General features: G+C 45.8%; 20 protein-coding genes and 1 riboswitch. Of the genes, 17 read left to right on the forward strand and 3 right to left on the reverse strand.

Going from position 1 to position 20,254, the window contains the following annotated elements; genetic code table 11:
• Positions 1–89 precede the first annotated feature (89 nt).
• The 12 genes from ABWW58_RS08175 to ABWW58_RS08230 all read left to right on the forward strand — a co-directional run bounded on the left by ABWW58_RS08175 (position 90) and on the right by ABWW58_RS08230 (position 13,839).
• Positions 90–1,031, forward strand: a complete 942-nt coding sequence (locus tag ABWW58_RS08175; protein WP_353868643.1) for a DMT family transporter — start codon at positions 90–92, stop codon at positions 1,029–1,031.
• Positions 1,032–1,350: 319 nt separating this feature from the next.
• Positions 1,351–3,183 carry a potassium transporter KimA gene (gene kimA, locus ABWW58_RS08180; RefSeq protein WP_353868644.1) on the forward strand — a complete coding sequence of 611 codons (1,833 nt, stop codon included), beginning with the start codon at positions 1,351–1,353 and terminating at the stop codon, positions 3,181–3,183.
• 263 nt (positions 3,184–3,446) lie between these two features.
• Positions 3,447–4,466 carry an efflux RND transporter periplasmic adaptor subunit gene (locus ABWW58_RS08185; RefSeq protein ID WP_353868645.1) on the forward strand — a complete coding sequence of 340 codons (1,020 nt, stop codon included), beginning with the start codon at positions 3,447–3,449 and terminating at the stop codon, positions 4,464–4,466.
• Positions 4,463–5,149: an ABC transporter ATP-binding protein gene (locus ABWW58_RS08190; RefSeq protein ID WP_093670614.1), complete on the forward strand. Its 687-nt coding sequence runs from the start codon at positions 4,463–4,465 to the stop codon at positions 5,147–5,149. The genes ABWW58_RS08185 and ABWW58_RS08190 overlap by 4 nt, the downstream gene beginning before the upstream one ends.
• The gene (locus ABWW58_RS08195) at positions 5,149–6,312 is read left to right on the forward strand and encodes an ABC transporter permease (RefSeq protein ID WP_353868646.1); all 1,164 of its coding nucleotides are present in this window, start codon (positions 5,149–5,151) and stop codon (positions 6,310–6,312) included. Before ABWW58_RS08190 ends, ABWW58_RS08195 begins: the two co-directional genes overlap by 1 nt.
• A 78-nt stretch (positions 6,313–6,390) precedes the next feature.
• Positions 6,391–7,062, forward strand: a complete 672-nt coding sequence (locus ABWW58_RS08200; protein ID WP_353868647.1) for a response regulator transcription factor — start codon at positions 6,391–6,393, stop codon at positions 7,060–7,062.
• Between the two features lie 7 nt (positions 7,063–7,069).
• Positions 7,070–8,392 (forward strand): sensor histidine kinase, encoded by a 1,323-nt coding sequence (locus ABWW58_RS08205; RefSeq protein WP_353868648.1) that lies wholly within the window; start codon positions 7,070–7,072, stop codon positions 8,390–8,392.
• Complete coding sequence (msrA, locus tag ABWW58_RS08210) at positions 8,376–8,903, forward strand: peptide-methionine (S)-S-oxide reductase MsrA (RefSeq protein ID WP_353868649.1); 528 nt, start codon at positions 8,376–8,378, stop codon at positions 8,901–8,903. The genes ABWW58_RS08205 and msrA overlap by 17 nt, the downstream gene beginning before the upstream one ends.
• 92 nt (positions 8,904–8,995) lie before the next feature.
• Complete coding sequence (locus ABWW58_RS08215; RefSeq protein ID WP_353868650.1) at positions 8,996–9,226, forward strand: hypothetical protein; 231 nt, start codon at positions 8,996–8,998, stop codon at positions 9,224–9,226.
• 61 nt (positions 9,227–9,287) lie between these two features.
• Positions 9,288–9,400: riboswitch (SAM riboswitch) on the forward strand.
• Between the two features lie 281 nt (positions 9,401–9,681).
• Entirely contained in the window at positions 9,682–10,803 is a 1,122-nt protein-coding gene (locus ABWW58_RS08220) for a methionine biosynthesis PLP-dependent protein (protein WP_353868651.1), read from the forward strand.
• The gene (gene metC / locus ABWW58_RS08225) at positions 10,796–11,977 is read left to right on the forward strand and encodes a cystathionine beta-lyase (protein ID WP_353868652.1); all 1,182 of its coding nucleotides are present in this window, start codon (positions 10,796–10,798) and stop codon (positions 11,975–11,977) included. The genes ABWW58_RS08220 and metC overlap by 8 nt, the downstream gene beginning before the upstream one ends.
• Complete coding sequence (locus ABWW58_RS08230) at positions 11,977–13,839, forward strand: bifunctional homocysteine S-methyltransferase/methylenetetrahydrofolate reductase (RefSeq protein ID WP_353868653.1); 1,863 nt, start codon at positions 11,977–11,979, stop codon at positions 13,837–13,839. Before metC ends, ABWW58_RS08230 begins: the two co-directional genes overlap by 1 nt.
• A 90-nt stretch (positions 13,840–13,929) precedes the next feature.
• Here the strand turns inward: ABWW58_RS08230 and ABWW58_RS08235 are convergent, their stop codons facing one another.
• Positions 13,930–14,178: a hypothetical protein gene (locus ABWW58_RS08235; protein ID WP_353868654.1), complete on the reverse strand. Its 249-nt coding sequence runs from the start codon at positions 14,176–14,178 to the stop codon at positions 13,930–13,932.
• Between the two features lie 629 nt (positions 14,179–14,807).
• Between ABWW58_RS08235 and ABWW58_RS08240 the strand changes: the two genes are divergently transcribed.
• Together ABWW58_RS08240 and ABWW58_RS08245 are read left to right on the forward strand one after the other, a co-directional pair.
• Positions 14,808–15,113, forward strand: a complete 306-nt coding sequence (locus ABWW58_RS08240) for a Dabb family protein (RefSeq protein WP_353868655.1) — start codon at positions 14,808–14,810, stop codon at positions 15,111–15,113.
• 168 nt (positions 15,114–15,281) lie between these two features.
• Positions 15,282–16,184, forward strand: a complete 903-nt coding sequence (locus ABWW58_RS08245; protein WP_353868656.1) for a DUF1002 domain-containing protein — start codon at positions 15,282–15,284, stop codon at positions 16,182–16,184.
• 44 nt (positions 16,185–16,228) lie between these two features.
• Here ABWW58_RS08245 and ABWW58_RS08250 read toward each other — a convergent pair whose 3' ends face one another.
• Positions 16,229–16,831 carry a DedA family protein gene (locus ABWW58_RS08250; RefSeq protein WP_353868657.1) on the reverse strand — a complete coding sequence of 201 codons (603 nt, stop codon included), beginning with the start codon at positions 16,829–16,831 and terminating at the stop codon, positions 16,229–16,231.
• Positions 16,832–17,118: 287 nt separating this feature from the next.
• On the opposite strand from ABWW58_RS08250, the gene ABWW58_RS08255 reads away from it, so the two are divergent.
• The 3 genes from ABWW58_RS08255 (at position 17,119) to ABWW58_RS08265 (ending at position 19,552) form a co-directional block, all read left to right on the forward strand.
• Positions 17,119–17,856, forward strand: a complete 738-nt coding sequence (locus ABWW58_RS08255) for a DsbA family protein (RefSeq protein WP_353868658.1) — start codon at positions 17,119–17,121, stop codon at positions 17,854–17,856.
• A 251-nt stretch (positions 17,857–18,107) separates the two neighbouring features.
• The gene (locus tag ABWW58_RS08260; RefSeq protein ID WP_353868659.1) at positions 18,108–19,064 is read left to right on the forward strand and encodes a peptidoglycan-binding protein; all 957 of its coding nucleotides are present in this window, start codon (positions 18,108–18,110) and stop codon (positions 19,062–19,064) included.
• A gap of 221 nt (positions 19,065–19,285) precedes the next feature.
• On the forward strand, positions 19,286–19,552 hold the full coding sequence (locus ABWW58_RS08265) for a late competence development ComFB family protein (RefSeq protein ID WP_353868660.1): 267 nt from the start codon (positions 19,286–19,288) through the stop codon (positions 19,550–19,552).
• Positions 19,553–19,674: 122 nt separating this feature from the next.
• On the opposite strand, the gene ABWW58_RS08270 is transcribed toward ABWW58_RS08265, so the two are convergent.
• Positions 19,675–19,917 (reverse strand): ferredoxin family protein, encoded by a 243-nt coding sequence (locus ABWW58_RS08270; protein ID WP_093674767.1) that lies wholly within the window; start codon positions 19,915–19,917, stop codon positions 19,675–19,677.
• Positions 19,918–20,254 lie beyond the last annotated feature (337 nt).

The following is a 20,254-nucleotide window of genomic DNA, read 5'->3' on the forward strand; positions in this document are numbered from 1 at the left end:
TTGAAATTTAATCAACATGTAATAGATTAATTGGAAAAATGAACCTCAAAAAGACAGGTGTGGCGAAGAACAGTGAGAGGACGAATAAGATGACTGAATTTGTGCAGCGGGTTACCAGAGTACGGTCCTGGAAAAGGCCGCTCGGAATGATGCTTGTGCTGAGCGGGGCGACACTATGGGGGGTGTCGGGAAATGTCGCACAATATTTATTTGAACGGCAGCAAATTGATGCCGGCTGGCTGACTTCTGTGCGGATGCTGGCAGCGGGAATCCTATTGCTCGCTTTGACGCAAGGCGGTAAGGACAGACGTCTGACGTGGACTGTTTGGAGGAGACGAAAGACGGCGGCGGGACTGCTGATTTTCGGATTGATTGGAATGATTGGCGCACAATATACCTACTTTGAAGCGATTGCGGCAGGAAACGCGGCGACCGCGACACTCTTGCAGTATCTAAGCCCTGTATTGATCATGCTGTATTTGATTATTCGCTGGCGAAAAAAACCAAGTGTGACAGAAATTGCGGCTATTTTCACAGCGATCTTGGGCGTTTTTCTGCTTGTTACGAAGGGTCATCCGGATCAAATTTCGATTGCTCCATTAGCTGTTTTTTGGGGGCTTATGTCAGCACTTGGCGGTGCGATCTACGCAATGCAACCAGGAGCACTTTTAAAAAAGTATGGGCCGGGCCTTGTTGTTGGTTGGGGGATGGTCATTGGCGGTGCCGCAATGAGCTGTTTCTTCCCACCCTGGAAATTTCACGGGGTGCTCTCTGTTCAGTCACTAGTTGGTGTCGTTTTTGTTATCTTATTCGGAACATTGCTCGCCTTTTATTTGTACTTGGCGAGTTTAAAGTATTTAAAGCCAATTGAAACCAGCCTGCTTGGTTGCGCCGAGCCGCTATCCGCAGCTGTTGTCAGCGTCGTTTGGATGCACATACCCTTTACACTAGTCGACTGGATCGGAGCAATTTGTATTATTGGGACTGTGATCATGTTGGCGCTGGCACAGAAAGCAATTACGACAAAATAGGGACTATGTTGAGGAAATAAAAGGGAAAAGATGTCGCATGCTGATTATTGCCTGGGAAATTAAGACGAATCACGCGTATTTATTTTGATCCTGCTGTTTTGTGCGTAACAATAAGAAGTGAAAAAGAGTTGCGTCGATTTATGGTCTCAATTCTCGTAGGCAATACTATATACAAAATGCTTCCCCTTGCTTCCACGAACGTCACGACTTACAATCGATCTGCGGAAAAGAATAACGTCGATCGTTTCTTTTCGCATAACTAGAACGGATTTTGCAAACAACTTCGCGTGGCGCTGTCATGTGAAAAGGAGTAGAACGTATGTTAATGAAGTTGAAACGATTGCTGATCGGCAGACCGTTAAAAACAAATGAATCAAGTAATCAAAAGTTAAATAAATTTAAGGCTCTGGCTGTATTGTCTTCCGATGCATTGTCTTCGGTAGCTTACGGTCCGGAACAGATTCTCATTGTGCTGATGGCCGCGGGGAGCAGCGCACTTTGGTTTTCACTGCCCATTTCTCTTGGTGTTCTTATTCTGCTGATCGCACTTGTTCTATCCTACCGACAAATTATTTTCGCCTATCCGCAAGGCGGCGGTGCTTATATGGTAGCTAAGGAAAATCTCGGAACGAATTTTGGGCTGACTGCGGGCGGAGCGTTGCTCGTCGATTATATTCTGACGGTCGCCGTTAGTATTTCTGCGGGAACTGATGCCATCACGTCCGCATTTCCGTCACTTCATGAGCATAGCGTGATTGTGGCCGTGCTCATTGTTGTGATCATTACGATATTGAATCTACGTGGATTGACCGATTCAGCGACTTTATTGTCTTACCCGGTATATTTCTTTGTCCTCATGATGCTGATCATCATCGGCGGCGGTTTTTTTGCTGCTTTTACCGGCCATACCGCCCCCATTCATCAGCACGCGGCGGTGGGTACACCGGTTATGGGCGTCAGCTTGTTTTTTTTGCTGCGTGCTTTCTCATCCGGCTGCTCTGCATTGACCGGTGTCGAAGCAATTTCAAATGCGATACCGAGTTTTAAGGATCCCGCACCAAAAAACGCTGCTCGTACGCTTCTGATGATGGGCGGTATTCTTGCTGCTTTATTAGCCGGAATTGTTTACCTTGCCTATTGGTTCGGCGTACATCCAACGAGTGATCAGACTGTACTTTCTCAGCTTTCCAGCAATCTGTTCGGACGCACCTTTTTTTATTACATTATTCAGGCGTCCACCGCGTTAATCCTGATTCTGGCGGCGAATACCGGGTACTCTGCATTTCCTCTGCTCGCATTTAATTTAGCTAAGGATAAATATATGCCGCGGCCATTCAAGGTCAAGGGAGACCGATTAGGGTTCTCAAATGGTATTCTAACTTTGGGCGCTCTTTCCATTTTGCTCATTATCATTTTCAAAGGACGAACGGAAAATCTGATTCCACTCTATGCGGTTGGTGTTTTTATTCCATTTTCGCTCTCGCAGACCGGTATGATTGTTCACTGGATAAAGAAACGGCCAAAAGGCTGGCAGGGTAAGCTGATGATTAACCTGCTCGGAGCGTTAATTTGCTATCTGATTCTTGCCATTTTCTTTTTGACCAAATTCCCGCAGATCTGGCCGGTGCTCATCTTTGTGCCAATTGTAGTCACTATTTTTCATAAAATCCATGAACATTATATGCTGGTGGCCCAGCAGCTGCGCGTTGATTTTTCCGATCCTGTGCCAACCATCCATGTATCGGACAATATCATTGTCGTGCCGGTAGCGGGGATCACAAAGGTCGTTGAGCAATCATTGACGTATGCCAAATCACTGTCCGGTAATGTGGTTGCGGTATTTGTCGGAGACAGTCCTGAAGCGATCACTAAGATGAATCGGGAGTGGAACGAATGGGATCCGGGTGTAAGGTTGATTGCGCTTCATTCTCCATATCGAAGCATTGTCAGTCCGCTCGACAAATTCATTAGCACGGTAAAATACAAAGCTGATAAGCGGGGTGCAACAGTAACCGTTGTATTCCCGCAGTTCTATACAAAAAAATGGTGGCAGAGCTTGCTGCACAACCAATCCGGTGTTCTGATCAAAGCAAGTCTGATACGCCATAAGGATGTTGTCATCGCAACGGTTCCGTATCATTTTAAAAAATAAATGAGTGACTGATTGGCGCGGCGGATCGCGCCAATTTTTTGTTGGTATGATGAGTCGGCATCACGCGCACATAAATCATTGTAATAAAAAACCAGTCATTAAAAAATGCGAACCTTCACACCTGAAAGGTCCGCATTTTTTTGCTTTTTTGCTCTAGCAAAACGCGCGCCCTTCAAATTATGATCCTTAAGCAAATATTAAGAAAGAATCATTAAACTAAACCCATAACATAGTACATTTGAAAAAGCGGAGGGGTTTGGGAAATGAAGAAAATCTGGATTATTAGTTTAATTTTGGTCATTGCCGTTGGAGGAGGCGCGGCATACTGGTATTTCTCACGGGACAAGTCAGCAAATAACACGACGATGATCCCAACGACGACTGTTAAGAAAGGAACGCTGTCAACAGATGTCAGTGGTTCGGGTACACTAACTCCGGCTGTTGATCAGGATGTGACGATTGACTCAGACGATGCTTCAAAGACCATTTACAGTGTTGATGTTGCAAAGAACGATAAAGTCGATAAAGGTGATAAGCTCGTGACATTCACTGATGGCACAACGCTTACTGCTCCAAAATCCGGAACGGTGACAAGTATCGAGGTTTATGAAGGTGATCGAGTGAACGCCGGGCAAAAAATTGTTCACCTTACCAATTACAGTGACCTCAATACTGTTGTACAAATTGATGAATTAGACATCGCGAAAATTAAAAACGGACAAGCGGTTTCTGTTGTCGTGAACGCATATCCGAGCAAGACATTCAGCGGCAAGATTAAATCCATTGCCAAGGAAGGTACAAGCACAAATGGGACATCGTCCTTCGATGTTACGATACATCTCTCGAAGTCAACCGGATTGAAGCCGGGCATGACGACAACGGCAAGCATCGTACTCGAGAAAAAAGCAAGCGCACTTTATCTTCCATCCGGAGCGGTTCACCAGAGCGGTGATGGTTATTATGTTTATTTGTCCAGCGGCTCCGGCAGTACGAATAATCAGGAAACCAGAAGATTCAGCAATGTGGAAACCGAAAGAGGCAGCCAAAAAACGGTAACAATCGGTATTCATAATGATAATTATATTGAGATCAAGTCTGGTCTTGAAGAAGGACAAACCGTTCAGTTGAACGCGATCACGAAATCATCCAGTACAACAATTTCGTCAAATGGTCAAAACCAATTTCAAATGATGCGCTCCGGCATGAATGGAGGCACACAAGGCGGTTTTGGCGGAGGAGGCAATCGCACGCAGAATGGAAATGGAGGAGGCGTACGACCATGACCGAAGCCATGATCACAATGAGCAAGATTGAGAAGACCTATAAATTAGGCGATACTAGTGTTCATGCTCTGGATCACATTGATCTTTCGATTGAAAAAGGTGACTTTGTTTCCATCGTCGGTCCTTCCGGTTCGGGGAAATCCACACTCATGAATATGATGGGCTGCTTGGACAAGCCTGACGCAGGAAAATACATTTTAGGCGGAAGCCACATTGATCTGCTTAAAGATCGAGACTTGGCAGAAATTCGCAATCGAAAAATCGGGTTCATCTTTCAAAACTTTAACCTGCTTGGTAAATTAACCGCTGTAGAAAATGTAGAATTGCCCATGCTCTATCGCGGTGTCAAAACGAAAGAACGACGAGCATACGCTTTGGCGTGCTTGAGGAGCGTCGGGCTGGAAGAACGGGCCGCGCATCTTCCAAATCAGCTTTCAGGCGGCCAGCAGCAGCGCGTTGCCATCGCTCGGGCGCTAGCCGGCGATCCGCAAATTTTGCTTGCTGATGAACCAACCGGAGCGCTCGACAGCAAAACGAGCAAAGAGATTATGAATCTGCTGACAAAACTGAATGATAACGGACGCACGATCGTCTTGATCACTCATGATTTGACTGTCGCGCGCCAGGCGAAACGGACAGTCAGTATCCGTGACGGCAAACTGCAGGAAGGTGAGCATATCTAATGAATCTATTTACTTCATTGAAAATGGCTATTCGCAATATACAGGGAAATAAAATGCGTTCTTTTTTAACCATGCTTGGCATCATTATTGGCGTAGCATCGGTTATTGCTCTGCTCGCCATCGGCCAAGGCTCCAGCAAGTCGGTTTCCGACAGTGTCACTAGTCTTGGAACCAATCTGATTACCGTTAACATAACCAATACGGATACACATTTTACAATGGACAATTTGAAAGAGGTCAAGCAGACCACTGGTGTGAAATCGGTGGCACCGGTGCTGAGCGGGAGAAGTACGGTGCGCAATGGCAGCACAACATCCCAGGTCAGCGTGACCGGGACAACATCGAGTTATCAATCTATTCGTCAATTAACAGTTAAGGAAGGGCGGTTTGTGTCGGCACTCGATCAAAAATTCCGCCAGAAGGTTATCGTTCTCGGCAGCGATCTTGCCACGACACTTTTTGAAAATCAGTCACCAATCAATAAGAAGGTGCTGGTCGACGGCGAGAGTTATACGGTTGTCGGTGTGTTGAACAGCAAAGGTGGCTCTATGGGACAAAGCAGTGATGATGCGGCATTTCTTCCGTTTTCAACCGCGCAGCGTTTGATGAAAACGACCTATATTACGCAGTTTTATGCCCAGGCTGAGAACCAGAATTCGGTAACTTGGGCTATGGCAGGTATTTCGCGGGTGATGAGTGAAACCTATAGCGATTCTGATGACTATAGTGTTGTAAATCAACAGGATGTTATGGAAGCAATGAGTTCAGTCACAAGCACCATGACAATGCTCCTTGCCGGTATAGCAGGAATCTCGCTGCTCGTCGGCGGCATCGGGATCATGAATATTATGCTCGTTTCCGTCACCGAACGGACACGTGAAATCGGTATTCGCAAAGCAATCGGCGCGCGGCGACGCGACATCATGCTCCAATTCTTAATTGAAGCCGCGGTGCTGAGCATGTTGGGCGGGTTGTGCGGTGTCGGCATTGGCATTCTAGCGTCGAAGATTTACGCGCTTGCCACTGGGGGAACTGTTGTTTACTCTCTTTCAATCATGGCGGCAGCGTTCCTGTTCTCCGCAATTGTCGGTATGGTGTTTGGCGTTTTCCCGGCTTACAAGGCGTCGAAGCTTAACCCGATCGATGCGCTCCGCACCGAGTAATATCCGCGGCAACTTTTCATCATCGGCTCTTTATGTGTAAAATGAAGTTAATGATTTATAAATGAGAGGTGTTTTTTTATGCGGCTGCTGGTTGTTGAGGACAATAAAAATTTACTAAAAGAGATTGTCCGACTGCTTTCAGAGGAGTACACGGTTGATTCGGCAGAGGACGGCGACGAAGCATTGTATTTAGCGGAGCAGAATATTTATGACGCGATCGTTTTGGATGTCATGCTTCCGGGGATGGACGGCTTCGAAGTGACCGAACAGATCAGAGCGAAGGGCGTCGCGACACCCATTATTTTTCTGACTGCCCGTGATACTGTCGATGACCGTGTAAAAGGCCTGAATTTGGGCGGTGATGACTACATGGTCAAGCCATTCCAGAACATGGAACTGAAAGCAAGGGTTGCCGCAATTCTGCGTCGCAGTTCGCCAATGTCGCTCGATCACACCTTGTGCTATAAAGGCATTGAAATTGACAATAAGCGAAAACAGATCAAGGTGGATGGAGACGCTCTTGCGTTTACAACGAAACAATACGATTTACTGGAATACTTGGTGCAGAACGAGGATCAAATACTCACACGTGAGCAGATATTCGACCGCATCTGGGGCTTTGATTCCGACACAACGGTGGGCATCGTCGAAGTGTATATCCACCAATTACGGAAAAAATTGAAAAAATATGCATATGACGCCGATATCCAGACCGTCCGCGGTATTGGTTATATGCTGACGGATAAGTGAGTGCGCCATGACTCTTTTTCGGAAGACACTTATAAAATTAACAATTTTGAATGCCGCATTACTGATTCTGCTGCTTAGTATCTTAAGTGGAACGATTTATTTCTATGAACAAAGTGTGACCTTTCGTGATAGTAACAAGATGCTAAAGGATGCAGCTTCGGGTAAAATGCCTCTTCGCAGCCCGATGCGGGGGCAAGACGCGGTAGATCAGCAGCGCCTGCGTACCAATCCACGGTTGAGCTGGGTTCTTACAAACAGTAGCGATGAGCAAATTGAATCAAGTATGGATGCTTATCCGGGCACCGAAGACGCCAAAAATTTTTTTAAGCCTTTTTTAAAAGTAACTGCGGGCAGTACCGTTGAAAAAAAAGTTGGCAAAACCTATTATCATCTACATGCTCAAAAAGGCAAGTTATTAAATGGTAAAACAGTGAAGATTATTTTTGGCGTTGATGTGACTCCGGAGAAAAATCTGCTCAACACATTGCGTTCGATCATTCTTTACGGTCTCATCATCGGCGCGCTGGTTTCAATTGTCGTCGGTTATTTTCTTGCCCGGCGCGCGCTTCGGCCGATTGAGAAGGCGTGGGATCGGCAAAACCGCTTCGTCGCAGATGCTTCACACGAGTTACGTACACCGCTTTCGATTATTCAATTGAAAATTGAAGGCCTGCTTCGGCAACCGAGACAAAAGGTTCAGGAGGTTGGTGAGGATATCGCAGTCATGCTTGACGAGACACGAAGGCTGTCCAAGCTTGTCGGAAATTTGCTGACCTTGGCGCGCTCCGATTCGAATCGGCTTGAGATAAACCTTGCGCCGCTTGACTTGAGTGCGATATTGAAAAAAGTAACCGAGCCATTCGCGGAAATGGCCGAGTTCGAAGAGAAATCCTTCACGCTTGACGGAGCGGACGATCCCATTTACATTAATGGTGATGAACAGCGTGTGCATCAATTGCTCGTCATCCTTTTGGACAATGCGATGAAATTTACGCCAAAAGGTGGAGCAATCACAGTGGATTGTTCGCGGGAAAACAAATATGCACGGCTTAGTGTATCCGACAGCGGATGTGGCATTTCGGACGAAGATCTCCTGCATATTTTTGATCGATTCTATCAGGTAGACAGTGCGCGCAGCGGTCAAAAAGGAACAGGGCTAGGGCTTTCGATCGCCGAATGGATTGTTCAAAAGCATCGCGGGAAAATTGAAGCAACAAGCGCTGTTGACGAGGGGACAACATTTATCGTACGGCTGCCCCTGCTGAAAAATGAACCGGAAGACCAAAAAGAAGTCCACGAAGGAGACAAGACAGATGACTCAAATACTTGAAACAGCGACTTTTGCCGGAGGATGTTTTTGGTGTATGGTGAAGCCGTTCGACACGTTGCCGGGCATTGAGAAGGTTGTCTCGGGTTATACAGGCGGGAATCTTGAAAATCCGTCCTATGAGCAAGTGAAAACTGGGAAGACCGGCCACATGGAAGCCATTCAAATTCTCTTCAATCCTGAATTGTTTCCCTATGAAAAGCTTCTCGAATTGTACTGGACCCAGGTCGATCCGACCGATGACGGCGGCCAGTTCTTTGACCGCGGCGACAACTATCGGACGGCGATTTTCTACTATGATGAAGTGCAAAAGAGGGCGGCGGAGCGGTCTAAAGCAGAGTTAGCTGCGAGCGGACGCTTTCTCAAACCAATCGTCACTCGGATTTTGCCTGAGGCTCCGTTTTATCCTGCCGAAGAAGAGCACCAGAAATTCTACCAAAAGCACCCTGACCGTTACAAGGCTGAACGGAAGGAATCTGGACGTGATGCTTTCATAAGCGAAAAATGGGAATAAAATAAAATTCGACTAGAAGAACGCTTCCATGCTATTGTGGAAGTTTTTTTTGTTGGCTTGGATTCCAAAAAAATGTGTGAAAAGGTGATTAGATGAATGTAAATGCTGATTTATGCACAGGAATCATTGGATATATCGCGAAAAGGAGAAGGCGCATGTGGTTCGGCTCGGTCTTTTTTTCTGCAACATACCTGATTGAGTATCTGAACTTGTCGCTCAGTGAGAGACAGCAAAATAACAAATATGATCCGACTTTGAAGCTTGCATTTCGCCTAGCGCATGTGCTGAATAAACGAGTGGACGAACTTTTTCAAACTGAATAAATCCTTGAAAAAAGACGGACTCTAGTGTAAACTAATCAACAACTGAACAAGATTATTTTGATTCTTATCAAGAGAAGCCGAGGGACTGGCCCAATGACGCTTCAGCAACCGTCGCAGAAATCATGCGACAAGGTGCTAATTCCAGCAGACTGCGTGCAGTCTGGGGGATAAGAAGAAGCCCGGTATATCAAGCCTTCTTCTTACCCGAAGAAGGCTTTTCATTTTGCGTAAATAATAAAGTAAGAATTTTCACGTGAATTCTACTGCGAGTGATCCGGCAATAAGCGAATGTTCGTCCTTTGGCGAGCCTCACTAGGTCATTCGTTACTATCACGACGGCGTTTTTGTCTGTGACAAGATCTAGGCGAAACAAAGTTTTTGTTACCATTTTTTCATTGCCCGCATGGCATATCCATCATACATGGCGATCAGTATCAGTGAAGGGGGAAGATTATATGACTTCATACAAGACAGAAACAAAGTTAACGCAGATTGGAAATGGTTTTGACGAGCTCGGTGCGGTTAACGCGCCAATCTATCTATCTACTGCTTACAGGCATGAAGGTATTGGTATTTCAAAAGGCTATGACTACATTCGGACGGGAAATCCGACGCGTTCGATTCTTGAAAAAGCAATCGCAGATGTTGAAGGCGGTCAGGAAGGCTTTGCCTGCAGCTCCGGAATGAGTGCGATTCAACTCATTTTCTCATTATTCAGTACGGGTGATCATATCATTGCTTCAAGGGATCTATACGGCGGAACCTTTCGTTTTTTTGACATTCTCAGCAAGCAGTATCATCTTTCTTTCTCCTATTGGGATGGAGAAAGCCTTGATGAATTGACAGATCTCGTCTGTCCGGAGACAAAGGCGATCTTCATTGAAACACCAACCAATCCGCTGATGCGTGAAGTCGATCTTTCGGAAATCGCAAAGATTACGAAGAAAAATGATCTGCTGCTTATTGTCGACAATACGTTTTACACACCGATTTTGCAGCGGCCGATTGAACAGGGCGCTGATATCGTTGTTCACAGTGCGACGAAATATCTGAGCGGTCATAATGATGTGCTCGCGGGACTTGTGATCTCTAATCAGATAAAAGTGACAGAGAAACTGCGACTCTATCATAATTCATGCGGCGGAGTCCTTGATCCGTTTGATTCATGGCTGGTTATTCGTGGGTTAAAAACGCTTGCTCTGCGTATCCGCCAACACCAGGAAAACGCGCGTAAGATTGTCGCATACCTCAAGGAACAGCCACTTGTGACCAAGGTACTCTATCCGGGAAAAGGCGGAATGGTCAGCTTTGAATTAACCAAGCAGGACTATGTCGAGCCCTTTCTTAAGGCATTGCGGCTGATCACGTTTGCGGAAAGTCTTGGCGGTGTAGAAAGTCTGATAACGTATCCGGCAACGCAGACACATGCGGATATTCCGGAACAACTGCGTTTGAAGTACGGTCTGTCCAATTCGCTGCTCCGACTTTCGAGCGGTATTGAACATTCGGATGACTTAATCAGTGACTTAAATCAAGCATTTCAAACGCTAAAGATAGGAGTAGGCGCACATGAGTGAATCGTTTCATTTTTCTACAAAGCTAATTAAAGAAACGGTGGCTGTTGATCCGCAAACGGGAGCAGCCAATGTACCGGTTTATTTATCATCGACTTTTCATCAGAAGGATTTCGACCATTACGGAAAATATGACTATACACGTTCCGGCAATCCGACACGAGATGCGCTTGAGGATGCGATTGCGTCGTTGGAAGGAGGCGTGCGCGGATTTGCGTTTGCTTCGGGTATGGCGGCAATTTCCACAGCCTTTTTACTCTTATCAGCAGGCGACCACGCTGTTGTTCCGAAAAATGTTTACGGCGGCACGTTCCGCATCTTGACTCAAGTACTCGGCCGTTTCGGTATCGAGCACACCTTTGTCGACACGACGAATCTTGATGAAGTAGAACAGGCGATCAGACCGAACACGAAAGTGATTTATGTTGAGACGCCTTCAAATCCGACATTAGCTGTGACGGATATTCGGGCAGTTGCGGCTCTTGCCAAAGCACATCGATGTTTGACTTTCGTTGATAACACCTTCATGACACCGGTTTTTCAGAGGCCGCTTGAACTCGGTGCGGATCTCGTTCTGCACAGCGCGACGAAGTTTATTTCCGGACATAGCGATGTTGTGGCAGGGCTTGCGGTTGCAGGTTCTGAAGAGATTGCCGACAAATTATATTTTCTTCAAAATGCGCTTGGTGCCGTCCTAGGTGTCCAAGACTCGTGGCTGCTGCTCCGCGGACTGAAAACGCTTGACGTTCGCATTCGTAAATCTGCGGATTCCGCGCGGCGAATCGCAGAATTTTTTGCGGCACAGTCTGAGGTGCGCCATGTGTTCTATCCTGGTTTGACTGATCATCCTGGGGCGAAACTTCATGCCGAGCAAGCGACTTCGGGTGGGGCAGTCCTTTCTTTTGAGCTCGAAAATGAAGCGAGTGCTCGGTTATTTGTCAACCATGTCAAGCTGCCGGTGTTCGCGGTCAGTCTTGGTGCGGTTGAATCCATTCTCTCTTATCCACCGAAAATGTCGCACGCGGAATTAAATGAAGACGAACGTGAAAAAGCGGGAATTGGCAGCGGGCTTTTGCGTTTGTCCGTCGGACTTGAGGATGCGGACGATTTGATTCGTGACTTTAGCGACGCACTTGTCTATGTGCGGGCTCAGGAGACAGTGGGGAGTGGGGAATAATGCGTCAGTCGATACGTGAAGAACTGAAGAAGAGAATTTTAATTGGCGATGGAGCGATGGGAACGCTGCTCTATTCCTATGGTATTGATCGCTGTTTTGAAGAACTTAATGTCTCTCAAGCTGAAGAAGTTCGCCATGTTCATGAAGCGTATATCAACGCGGGTGCCGATGTTATTCAGACGAATACATATGGCGCAAATCAAGTTAAACTTGCGCGTTATGGCCTTGAACATGAGGTGGGACGCTTTAATCGCGCGGCAGTGCAGCTTGCAAAGCAAGCAGCGACTGCTGAGACGTATGTATTTGGGACAATCGGCGGTATACGAGGATTTCAGAAACAATCGGTGGAGATTAAAGAGATCTGTTCCGGATTCCGGGAACAAGCGGATGCTTTACTAAATGAAGGCGCCGATGGGCTTTTGCTCGAAACCTACTATGATTTCGATGAACTGCGCGAGGTGCTGCAGATCGCACGCAAAATAACCGATTTGCCAATCATCGCGCACGTATCGATGCAGGAACCGGGGGTGTTACTGAGCGGTATGTCCTTGTCTGATGCGCTGACTCAATTGGAAGCGCTGGGCGCCGATATTGTGGGCACCAATTGCCGTCTGGGGCCATTTCATATGATCGAAGCGCTTCGCGATATTCCTTTGCCAAAAAAAGCGTTTTTATCTGCCTACCCGAACAGCAGCCTTCCCGATTATCGCGAAGGCAAGCTGCATTATGAAAATGAGCCTGAGTATTTCAAGAAATACGCGGTCGATTTTCGCAATGAAGGGGTTCGGCTGCTTGGCGGCTGCTGCGGTACCACGCCTGTGCAGATTCAAGCGTTCAAGCAAGGGATCTTGGAACTGGAGCCGTTGGAATCAAAAGTGGTTACGGTACAACCAGAAGTAATTAAAGTGAACGAATCAGGTGCGAGTACTGAATCTCCGCTCTATGAAAAAGTGTTACAAGGGCGTTCTGTATTTGTCGAGTTCGACACGCCGCGTCATTTAAATACCGCCGGCTTCTTCAGAGGGGTAAAAGCGCTTGAAGATGCGGGTGCGGACGCGATCACGATGGCCGATAATTCGCTCGCCTCACCGCGAATCAGCAATACCGCGATCGGCAAGCTGATTAAAGACCGTTTTCAGATCCCCCCGCTTGTGCATCTCACGTGCAGGGATCGGAACCTGATTGGTCTTCAGTCGCATTTGCTCGGTCTTCATGTGCTCGGTCTTCATGACCTTCTGATTGTCACTGGAGATCCGACAAAAATTGGTGATTTTCCGGGTGCGACGTCTGTGTATGATGTCTCGTCGATGGAACTAATCAAACTGGTTAAGCAATTCAATCGCGGCATTTCGTATTCAGGTAAAAGTCTAAAACAGCCGACCCAATTTCGGGTGGCGGCGGCCTTCAATCCGAATGTACGTAACTTGGACCGCGCCGTACAGCGTTTGGAACGCAAAGTGGAATGCGGTGCCGATTACTTTATCTCGCAGCCTGTTTTCGATAAGGAGCGAATTATCGAAATCAGTGAAGCGGCGCGAACTATCGCCGCACCGATTTATATCGGCATTATGCCGCTGACTTCAGCTCGCAACGCCGAGTTCCTGCACAATGAAGTGCCGGGCATTCGTTTGCCAGATGAGGTGCGCGCCAGGATGGCTGCGGCTCGAGGAAAAGAGGAAGTACGCTCCATCAGTCTCGACATTTGTCGTGAACTAATTGACACTGCAATGGAGCATTTCAGAGGTATCTATTTGATCACGCCAATGGGCCATTATTCAATGAGTGTAGAATTGCTTAAGTACATTAAAGAGAAAGAACAGGAACTGGCAGGACAGGAAAACAATGCCAGAGTAATTTTTTAAACGTAAAAAGAAAACCGTTCTTTGAATGGTTTTCTTTTTTGCTGTATTGAATACATGATTGAGAGCTCCGAATGATCGATGCAGATTTCTTCAAATCATTAAGCGGTCAAACGCATAACCGGTACAGATGAGCAGAATCCCGATAATAAAATGCACCTTTTTTTCATTGATTCTCGTTCTTTCTAGAATGGTGAAGATGATGCCGATCAGTCCGATGAATACGGCGCTTCGAATGAAATAGTTAGCATGAACAAGAAATAATTCGGGGAATTTTTGGTGCAACCCGGATACGATACCTATGACAAAGAGGAACAGCGGAATTCTTAATTTCCAATACATGAAATCACTTCACCTTCTAAAAATAAGTTGCTGATTCATGAACCACAGATTAATTAGAAAGGTTTCTAGTTGTTGCGTGGTAAAGACGAAGTGCACAGTAAAAATGCATGAGTAAAAGAGACCATCAATTTTGCATTGTTCAAGCAAAAGAATCAGCGTTCAAAGAAAAAAATCAGCGCTCAGGCAAAAGAATCAGCGTTCAGAGAAAAAAATCAGCGTTCAGAGAAAAGAATCAGCGTTCAACTTTTTCTCTTTTGAGTTGAACTTCCCAGGGCTTGGGTTTAACTTTTCACTCGTTAGGATGAACTTTTGGTCTTCGGTTCAACTTTTCTCCTCATCGGTTGAACTTCCCGGGGATTGGGTTCAACTTTCCACGGGTTCGATCTAACCTCAAATTCGGCTGCTGTACTGATTTAGCAGGTGATCGCCGATCTGTAGTTTTTTCGTACAGGTTGCTGCACACCTCACGTCTACCGTTCATTATAAACCGCATACATTAGGAATGATATCGTCTTGTATGTAATCCTTCATTCATCTATGTGAAGATCTTTAAAAGAAGCACGTACGGGTGAAAAAATGCTATCATAGGAACGGACGAGTTTAGAGACACGTTGAAAAGAGGGTTACTAATGATTGAACACATTGTACTATTTAAATTCAGCGATACAACAACGGAAGCGCAAAAAGAGGAAGGCGCACGCAGGCTGCGCGCGTTGAGCGACAAGCTGCCCGGAATAATTGATATTCAGGCCGGACAAAACTATTCAACACGTGGCAAGGGCTATTCGATGGCACTGACAACACGTTTTCGTTCCAAAGAAGACCATGAATTCTACACACCTTCGCCGGAACATCAGGCTTGTGTGACCTATTTGAAAGAAGTCGGAATGATCGATTCGCTGGCTATTGACTTTGAAATTGCCGATGCGGAATAATCATCGCGCATGTATGTCATAGAAGCGGCCAGAATGAACCAATGATTCAGGTTTTTTTTAACCGGCGGTTTGCGTTCGCTGCTTGCTGATGAACGTTGAACTAGTGAACGCCGCATGCGAATAGAATAGAGGTACATCTATTGGGGCGGGACCCCGGAAAGGAACAAAATGATGAAATTTGGGAAAGCAAGTATGCTTGTCTTTGCTGGTATTCTCGCGCTCTCAGCTTTTGCGCCGACAAAGGCTTCTGCTGATGCGGCCACAGGAGATGTCGTGGTAACACTTGGCGCAAATTTAACAGCGGATCAGCGGCAGTCCATTTTGAACGAAATGGATGTCGATTCTAACTCAGCTCAAATCATTACTGTCAACAACAGTGAAGAACATAAATATCTCGATAAATATCTCTCTCCGGCTCAGATTGGCACGCGCGCGATCAGCTCGTCGAAAATCACCATCGGAAAATCGGGCTCAGGTTTGACCGCGAGCACGCATAATATTACGTATGTGTCTAAGGATATGTACATCAACGCACTGGCGACTGCCGGCGTGAAGGATGCCGACGTCTATGTGACCGCTCCTTTTCCGGTTTCAGGTACCGCGGCGCTGACCGGATTGATTAAAGCGTATGAAGCGAAGACCGGGGAAGTCATTCCCGAAGCAAAAAAACAAGTCGCCAATGAGGAAGTTGTGACCACTGCCGAACTGGCGAACAAGGACGGTGTCGGCAAGGAGAAAGCTGCCGATCTCGTGACCGCAATTAAAGATAACCTTGCCAAAAATAAACCGCAGTCTAGAGCAGATGTGGAACAGGCAGTTCGCGATGCTGCGAGTCAAGTAAACGTTAAGCTGAGTGACGCGGATATTCAGAAGCTAGTTGATCTTTTCGATAAGATGCGTACCTTGCACATTGATTGGGGTCAGGTTGGAAATCAGATGCAGCAGTTGAAGGACAAAGTGAATCAACTGGCGAATTCCGGTGAGACAAAAGGATTTCTAGCAAAAGTTTTCAAAGCGATCGGCGACTTTTTCTCCGCAATTTTCAACGCAATCGCATCTCTGTTCCAATAATAGTGAAGCAAAAACGGCCGTGAAGGCCGTTTTTTTCTATCCCTTCACTTCTTCCTGAACTGGACAACGGTAATAATAATAAATCCAATGAAAAGGACAACCCCGACCAGGATGATATGAAATAAGCCAAGACCAAGCAGTCGATGAATTTGATTGCCCATGAAATAACCGAGAAGAAGAAATAGAGACGACCAGACCGACGCTCCGATAATTGCTGCGGGCAGAAATGAGGCGAAACGCGCATGGCTTAGTCCTGCCAAATAAGGATTAATTTGCCGGATACCTGGGATAAAGTATCCAGCGATGATCGCTAGAAACGTGTGCTGTTGAAATCGGTGCTGGGCAACCTTCCAACGCTTTGCAGTCAATCCGATGTATTTTCCATAACGCATCATGAATGGCTCGCCAATGTAATAGCCGATGAAGTAGGCACTGATCATACCACATGATGCGCCAAGTACTGCCATAAGAATGCAGAGCGTAAGACTCAGCCGATAATCGGAGGCAGCAATCTGTGAAAGGGTGACGCCGACAAAAAGCAGAAAAGATTCTTCTGCTGCGGGAATACCGATCAATCCGCAAAAAAGAAAAAGAAAAACAAAGAAATACCCGTATGTAAAAAATAAAGATTGAATTTGTTCCATCATAATACAGCCCTACCTAATGATCTAAAGTCCTTATATGGCGCTCTTCACCAACAGCATGGTCAACACGACAAGTAATTATAGCAACTTTTTAAATGTTAATGATTTCAATTCAAGGTTTAGGTAATAAATAATACTGTTTGCTGGATGAATGGACAGGCAACCTGTTATTATAAAGTATCGAAGGTGTTGCCGTTCGTCTGTCGGCAGATCATAATAAATAGGAAAATAGTAGAAGATACATAAGCAATTTGAAGGCAAACAGCTAATAAAATGTTAGAGGTGAGAAAATGTCAGATAACGGACGTCGTCCTTCTAATGAGTCAAAAGATCCGAAAAAAGGCAGGATTGTTATTTTTAGTTCCATCATCGTGATTGTACTGATTGGGGCGATCGTGATGATGATCCTAAGCAATCAGAATCGCAATGAGGCGAAACCGAAAAAGAAACAGCCAACGCATCGGACGGAGCAGGCGGCGCGTATTGACTACCAAGACCAACCATTCATTGGCAGCAGCAACGCGCCTGTAAAGGTAGTCGAATTCTCCGACTATCGCTGTCCGTATTGCAAGGAATTCGAAGAGACAGTGGTTCCTAAAATCAATAAGGAGTACGTGAAGACCGGCAAGATCAGCTTCTATTACATTAATTATACAATTCTCGGCCCTGGATCTGTTCTTGCTGCGAATGCTTCTGAAGAGGTGTATCATCAAAACCCGAAAGCGTTCTGGGCGTTCCATAAAGCGATCTTTGACGCGCAAAAGAATGAAAAGGAGCAATGGGTTACGAAGAAACTGCTCATAGATATTGCCAAGAAGACTGTGCCCTCCATTGATAGTAAAGCGTTTGAGAGTGCTTTAGACACTAAATCGCGACAGTCTGAGGTAGACAAGGATAACGCCATTGCTGAATCCCTTGGCGTTCAGGGCACGCCGATGATTTTTGTTAACGAACAGGTGATTGACGGTGGACAAGATTATCAGGCACTGAAACAAGCGATTGATAAAGCCCTCGCGAGTAAAAAATAACTATGCTTCTATTTTACTGAGAACCCCATCGTGTGTTTCTCAGTTTTTTATTTTTCATTAACCTAATTGAATGCAGTGGAACCCAGTCTGCATCTAACATTTATTCGGATCTTTTCAAAAGCGAATCGAGACAAGATCACTTTTTTTACAGGAATGCATGAATGTCCTGTCCTGTCATATAAATGTAAAGTATGTTCCTCCAAGAGCTCTCATAGTAGTAAAGAAGAGATCAACGATGGGAGGAGACATCAATGTACAGCGGGACCGCACTTGCAAAAAGCGCTGCTGTGGCGGCAACATTCACATCCACATTCATTATGATGCCACAGCTCGCGGCTGCGCACTTGAATAATGACACTGTTCTCTATAAAGGCATGCGCTGTGATGAAGTGAAAACAATCCAATCTATTTTAAAATCATCAGGCAATTATCCAATTGCGAAGTCAACCGGCTATTTCAACGGCACTACGGAAAAAGCGGTAAAGCAGTTTCAAGAGAATAATAATTTAACGGTCGATGGGATTGTCGGGGAACAGACGAAAGCAGCACTAATCGCATACATTAATAAGAATATGGATCTTTTATCCAGAGGCTCCAATGGAAATGAAGTCGCCTATCTTCAAGAAATGTTAAAAGAAATAGGTTTCAAGACGCTTCCTGTTGACGGTTACTTTGGGGAGCGGACTGAAAATAGTGTGCTCGCGTTACAAGAAGCAACAAATATCCGAACCGATGGAATTGTTGGTCCTAAGACATGGAGAAGTATTGAGAAATTGCTCCGTCATCCGAAAAATATAGCAACTGCCACTCCAACGGATACGCCGAAAAAAGATCAGACACAGTTCGCGAGCAAGCAGGCAACCAGTCAGCCGGTCAAGAAAACACGGGTGATCCGAAAATCGGAGACGGTTGCGGCAGTTAAAGAATTTTATGCTAATAGTACAGCATACACAGCTCGCTGCACGGGATGTTCCGGAACAACCGCAACCGGAATCAATCTGTTGAAAAACCCGAATGCCAAGGTGATCGCTGTCGATCCCTCAGTGATTCCGCTCGGAACGAAACTCTATGTGGAAGGCTACGGCTACGCGGTTGCAGGAGATACCGGCGGCGCGATTAAAGGTCGAAAAATTGATGTATTCTTTAACGACAACTCCACTGCCTTGCAATGGGGCAGACGGACAGTCAAAGTCAAGATTCTCGAATAATGAAAGGGTTCACTTATTAAGATAAAGACGTCACCGCTTATGGGTGACGTCTTTGCTTCGTTTTTCGAATGACACCAATGAACTGCGCCAAAATGATAATGGACAATTATTCCAAATGATCTTGAGTAAGCTTTAGTTCTGTGCTACGATTCAGAGAGAGCGCGGCATGATTTTTTTATACATAAAAACATAAGATTCGTCATATGAAAGAAGGACTCACCATGAATGCTGTACATAACGTCATGGAAGCTGCCGTAAAGGATCTTCTTGATAAGCAGTGGGAAAATCTATCGATCTCTTGCCATTGTGAAACGTGCAGACTCGATGTCTACGCACTAAGTCTGAATCGACTCAAGCCTCATTATGTCAGGGCGCAATCCGGAAACATGTACGCGAAAGCCAATCTAATGACCAACCAAGCGCGGGCAACGATATTAACGGCGATTACTGAAAGCGCGAAAGTCGTTTCCGCCTACCCGCATCATTAAAAGATGCCGTTCCGTGAAAGTTCAGGTGGATGAAGGCATCCGCATAGCAACCGTTAAAATGATTACCTTAAAGTAAATCCCCCGCCTGCGCGTTACGCAGACGGGGGATTCGTATCTTAGAATCAGGATTTCGATTTAAAGAAATCGCGGTTGATCTGGATGTATTTCTGTTCACTTTCCGGTACTTCATCCTCCGGATAAATCGCTTCGACCGGGCAAACCGCTTCGCAAGCGCCGCAGTCAATGCAGACATCGGGATCGATATACATTTGTAACTGGTCTTCTACGATACAATCTACAGGACATGTTTCGATACACTCACCTGCTTTTTCATTTTCGCAGGCTGAAGTAATGACGAATGCCATGAAGAGGAGCTCCTTTCAAAATGGAAATCTTTAGATATAAGAGGATGTTCAAAAAGTCCGGGAAAAATTACCGGCGAATCTCTGTGTCAGCTTGCCTTTCCGCTCCTCACGTATTTTTTTATACGCTCCGGTGCTCAAGACTGCGCTTCCTTGATCTTCTTGGTCCTTTTTGTCCTCCTTTTCGAACAGACTCTATAATAACTAACACTATTATGAACAATTTTTGAACAAAAAACAAACTTTTTCATAGAAGAGCAAGAGCCTACGTCATCGGTTCCCCACTTTAAACAGGTCTTTTATTAGAAAACTTGGCTTCGCCAAGCCTCTGGCGAAGGCG

Source organism: Sporolactobacillus caesalpiniae, from assembly GCF_040513385.1.
Classification (GTDB): Bacteria; Bacillota; Bacilli; order Bacillales; family Sporolactobacillaceae; genus Sporolactobacillus.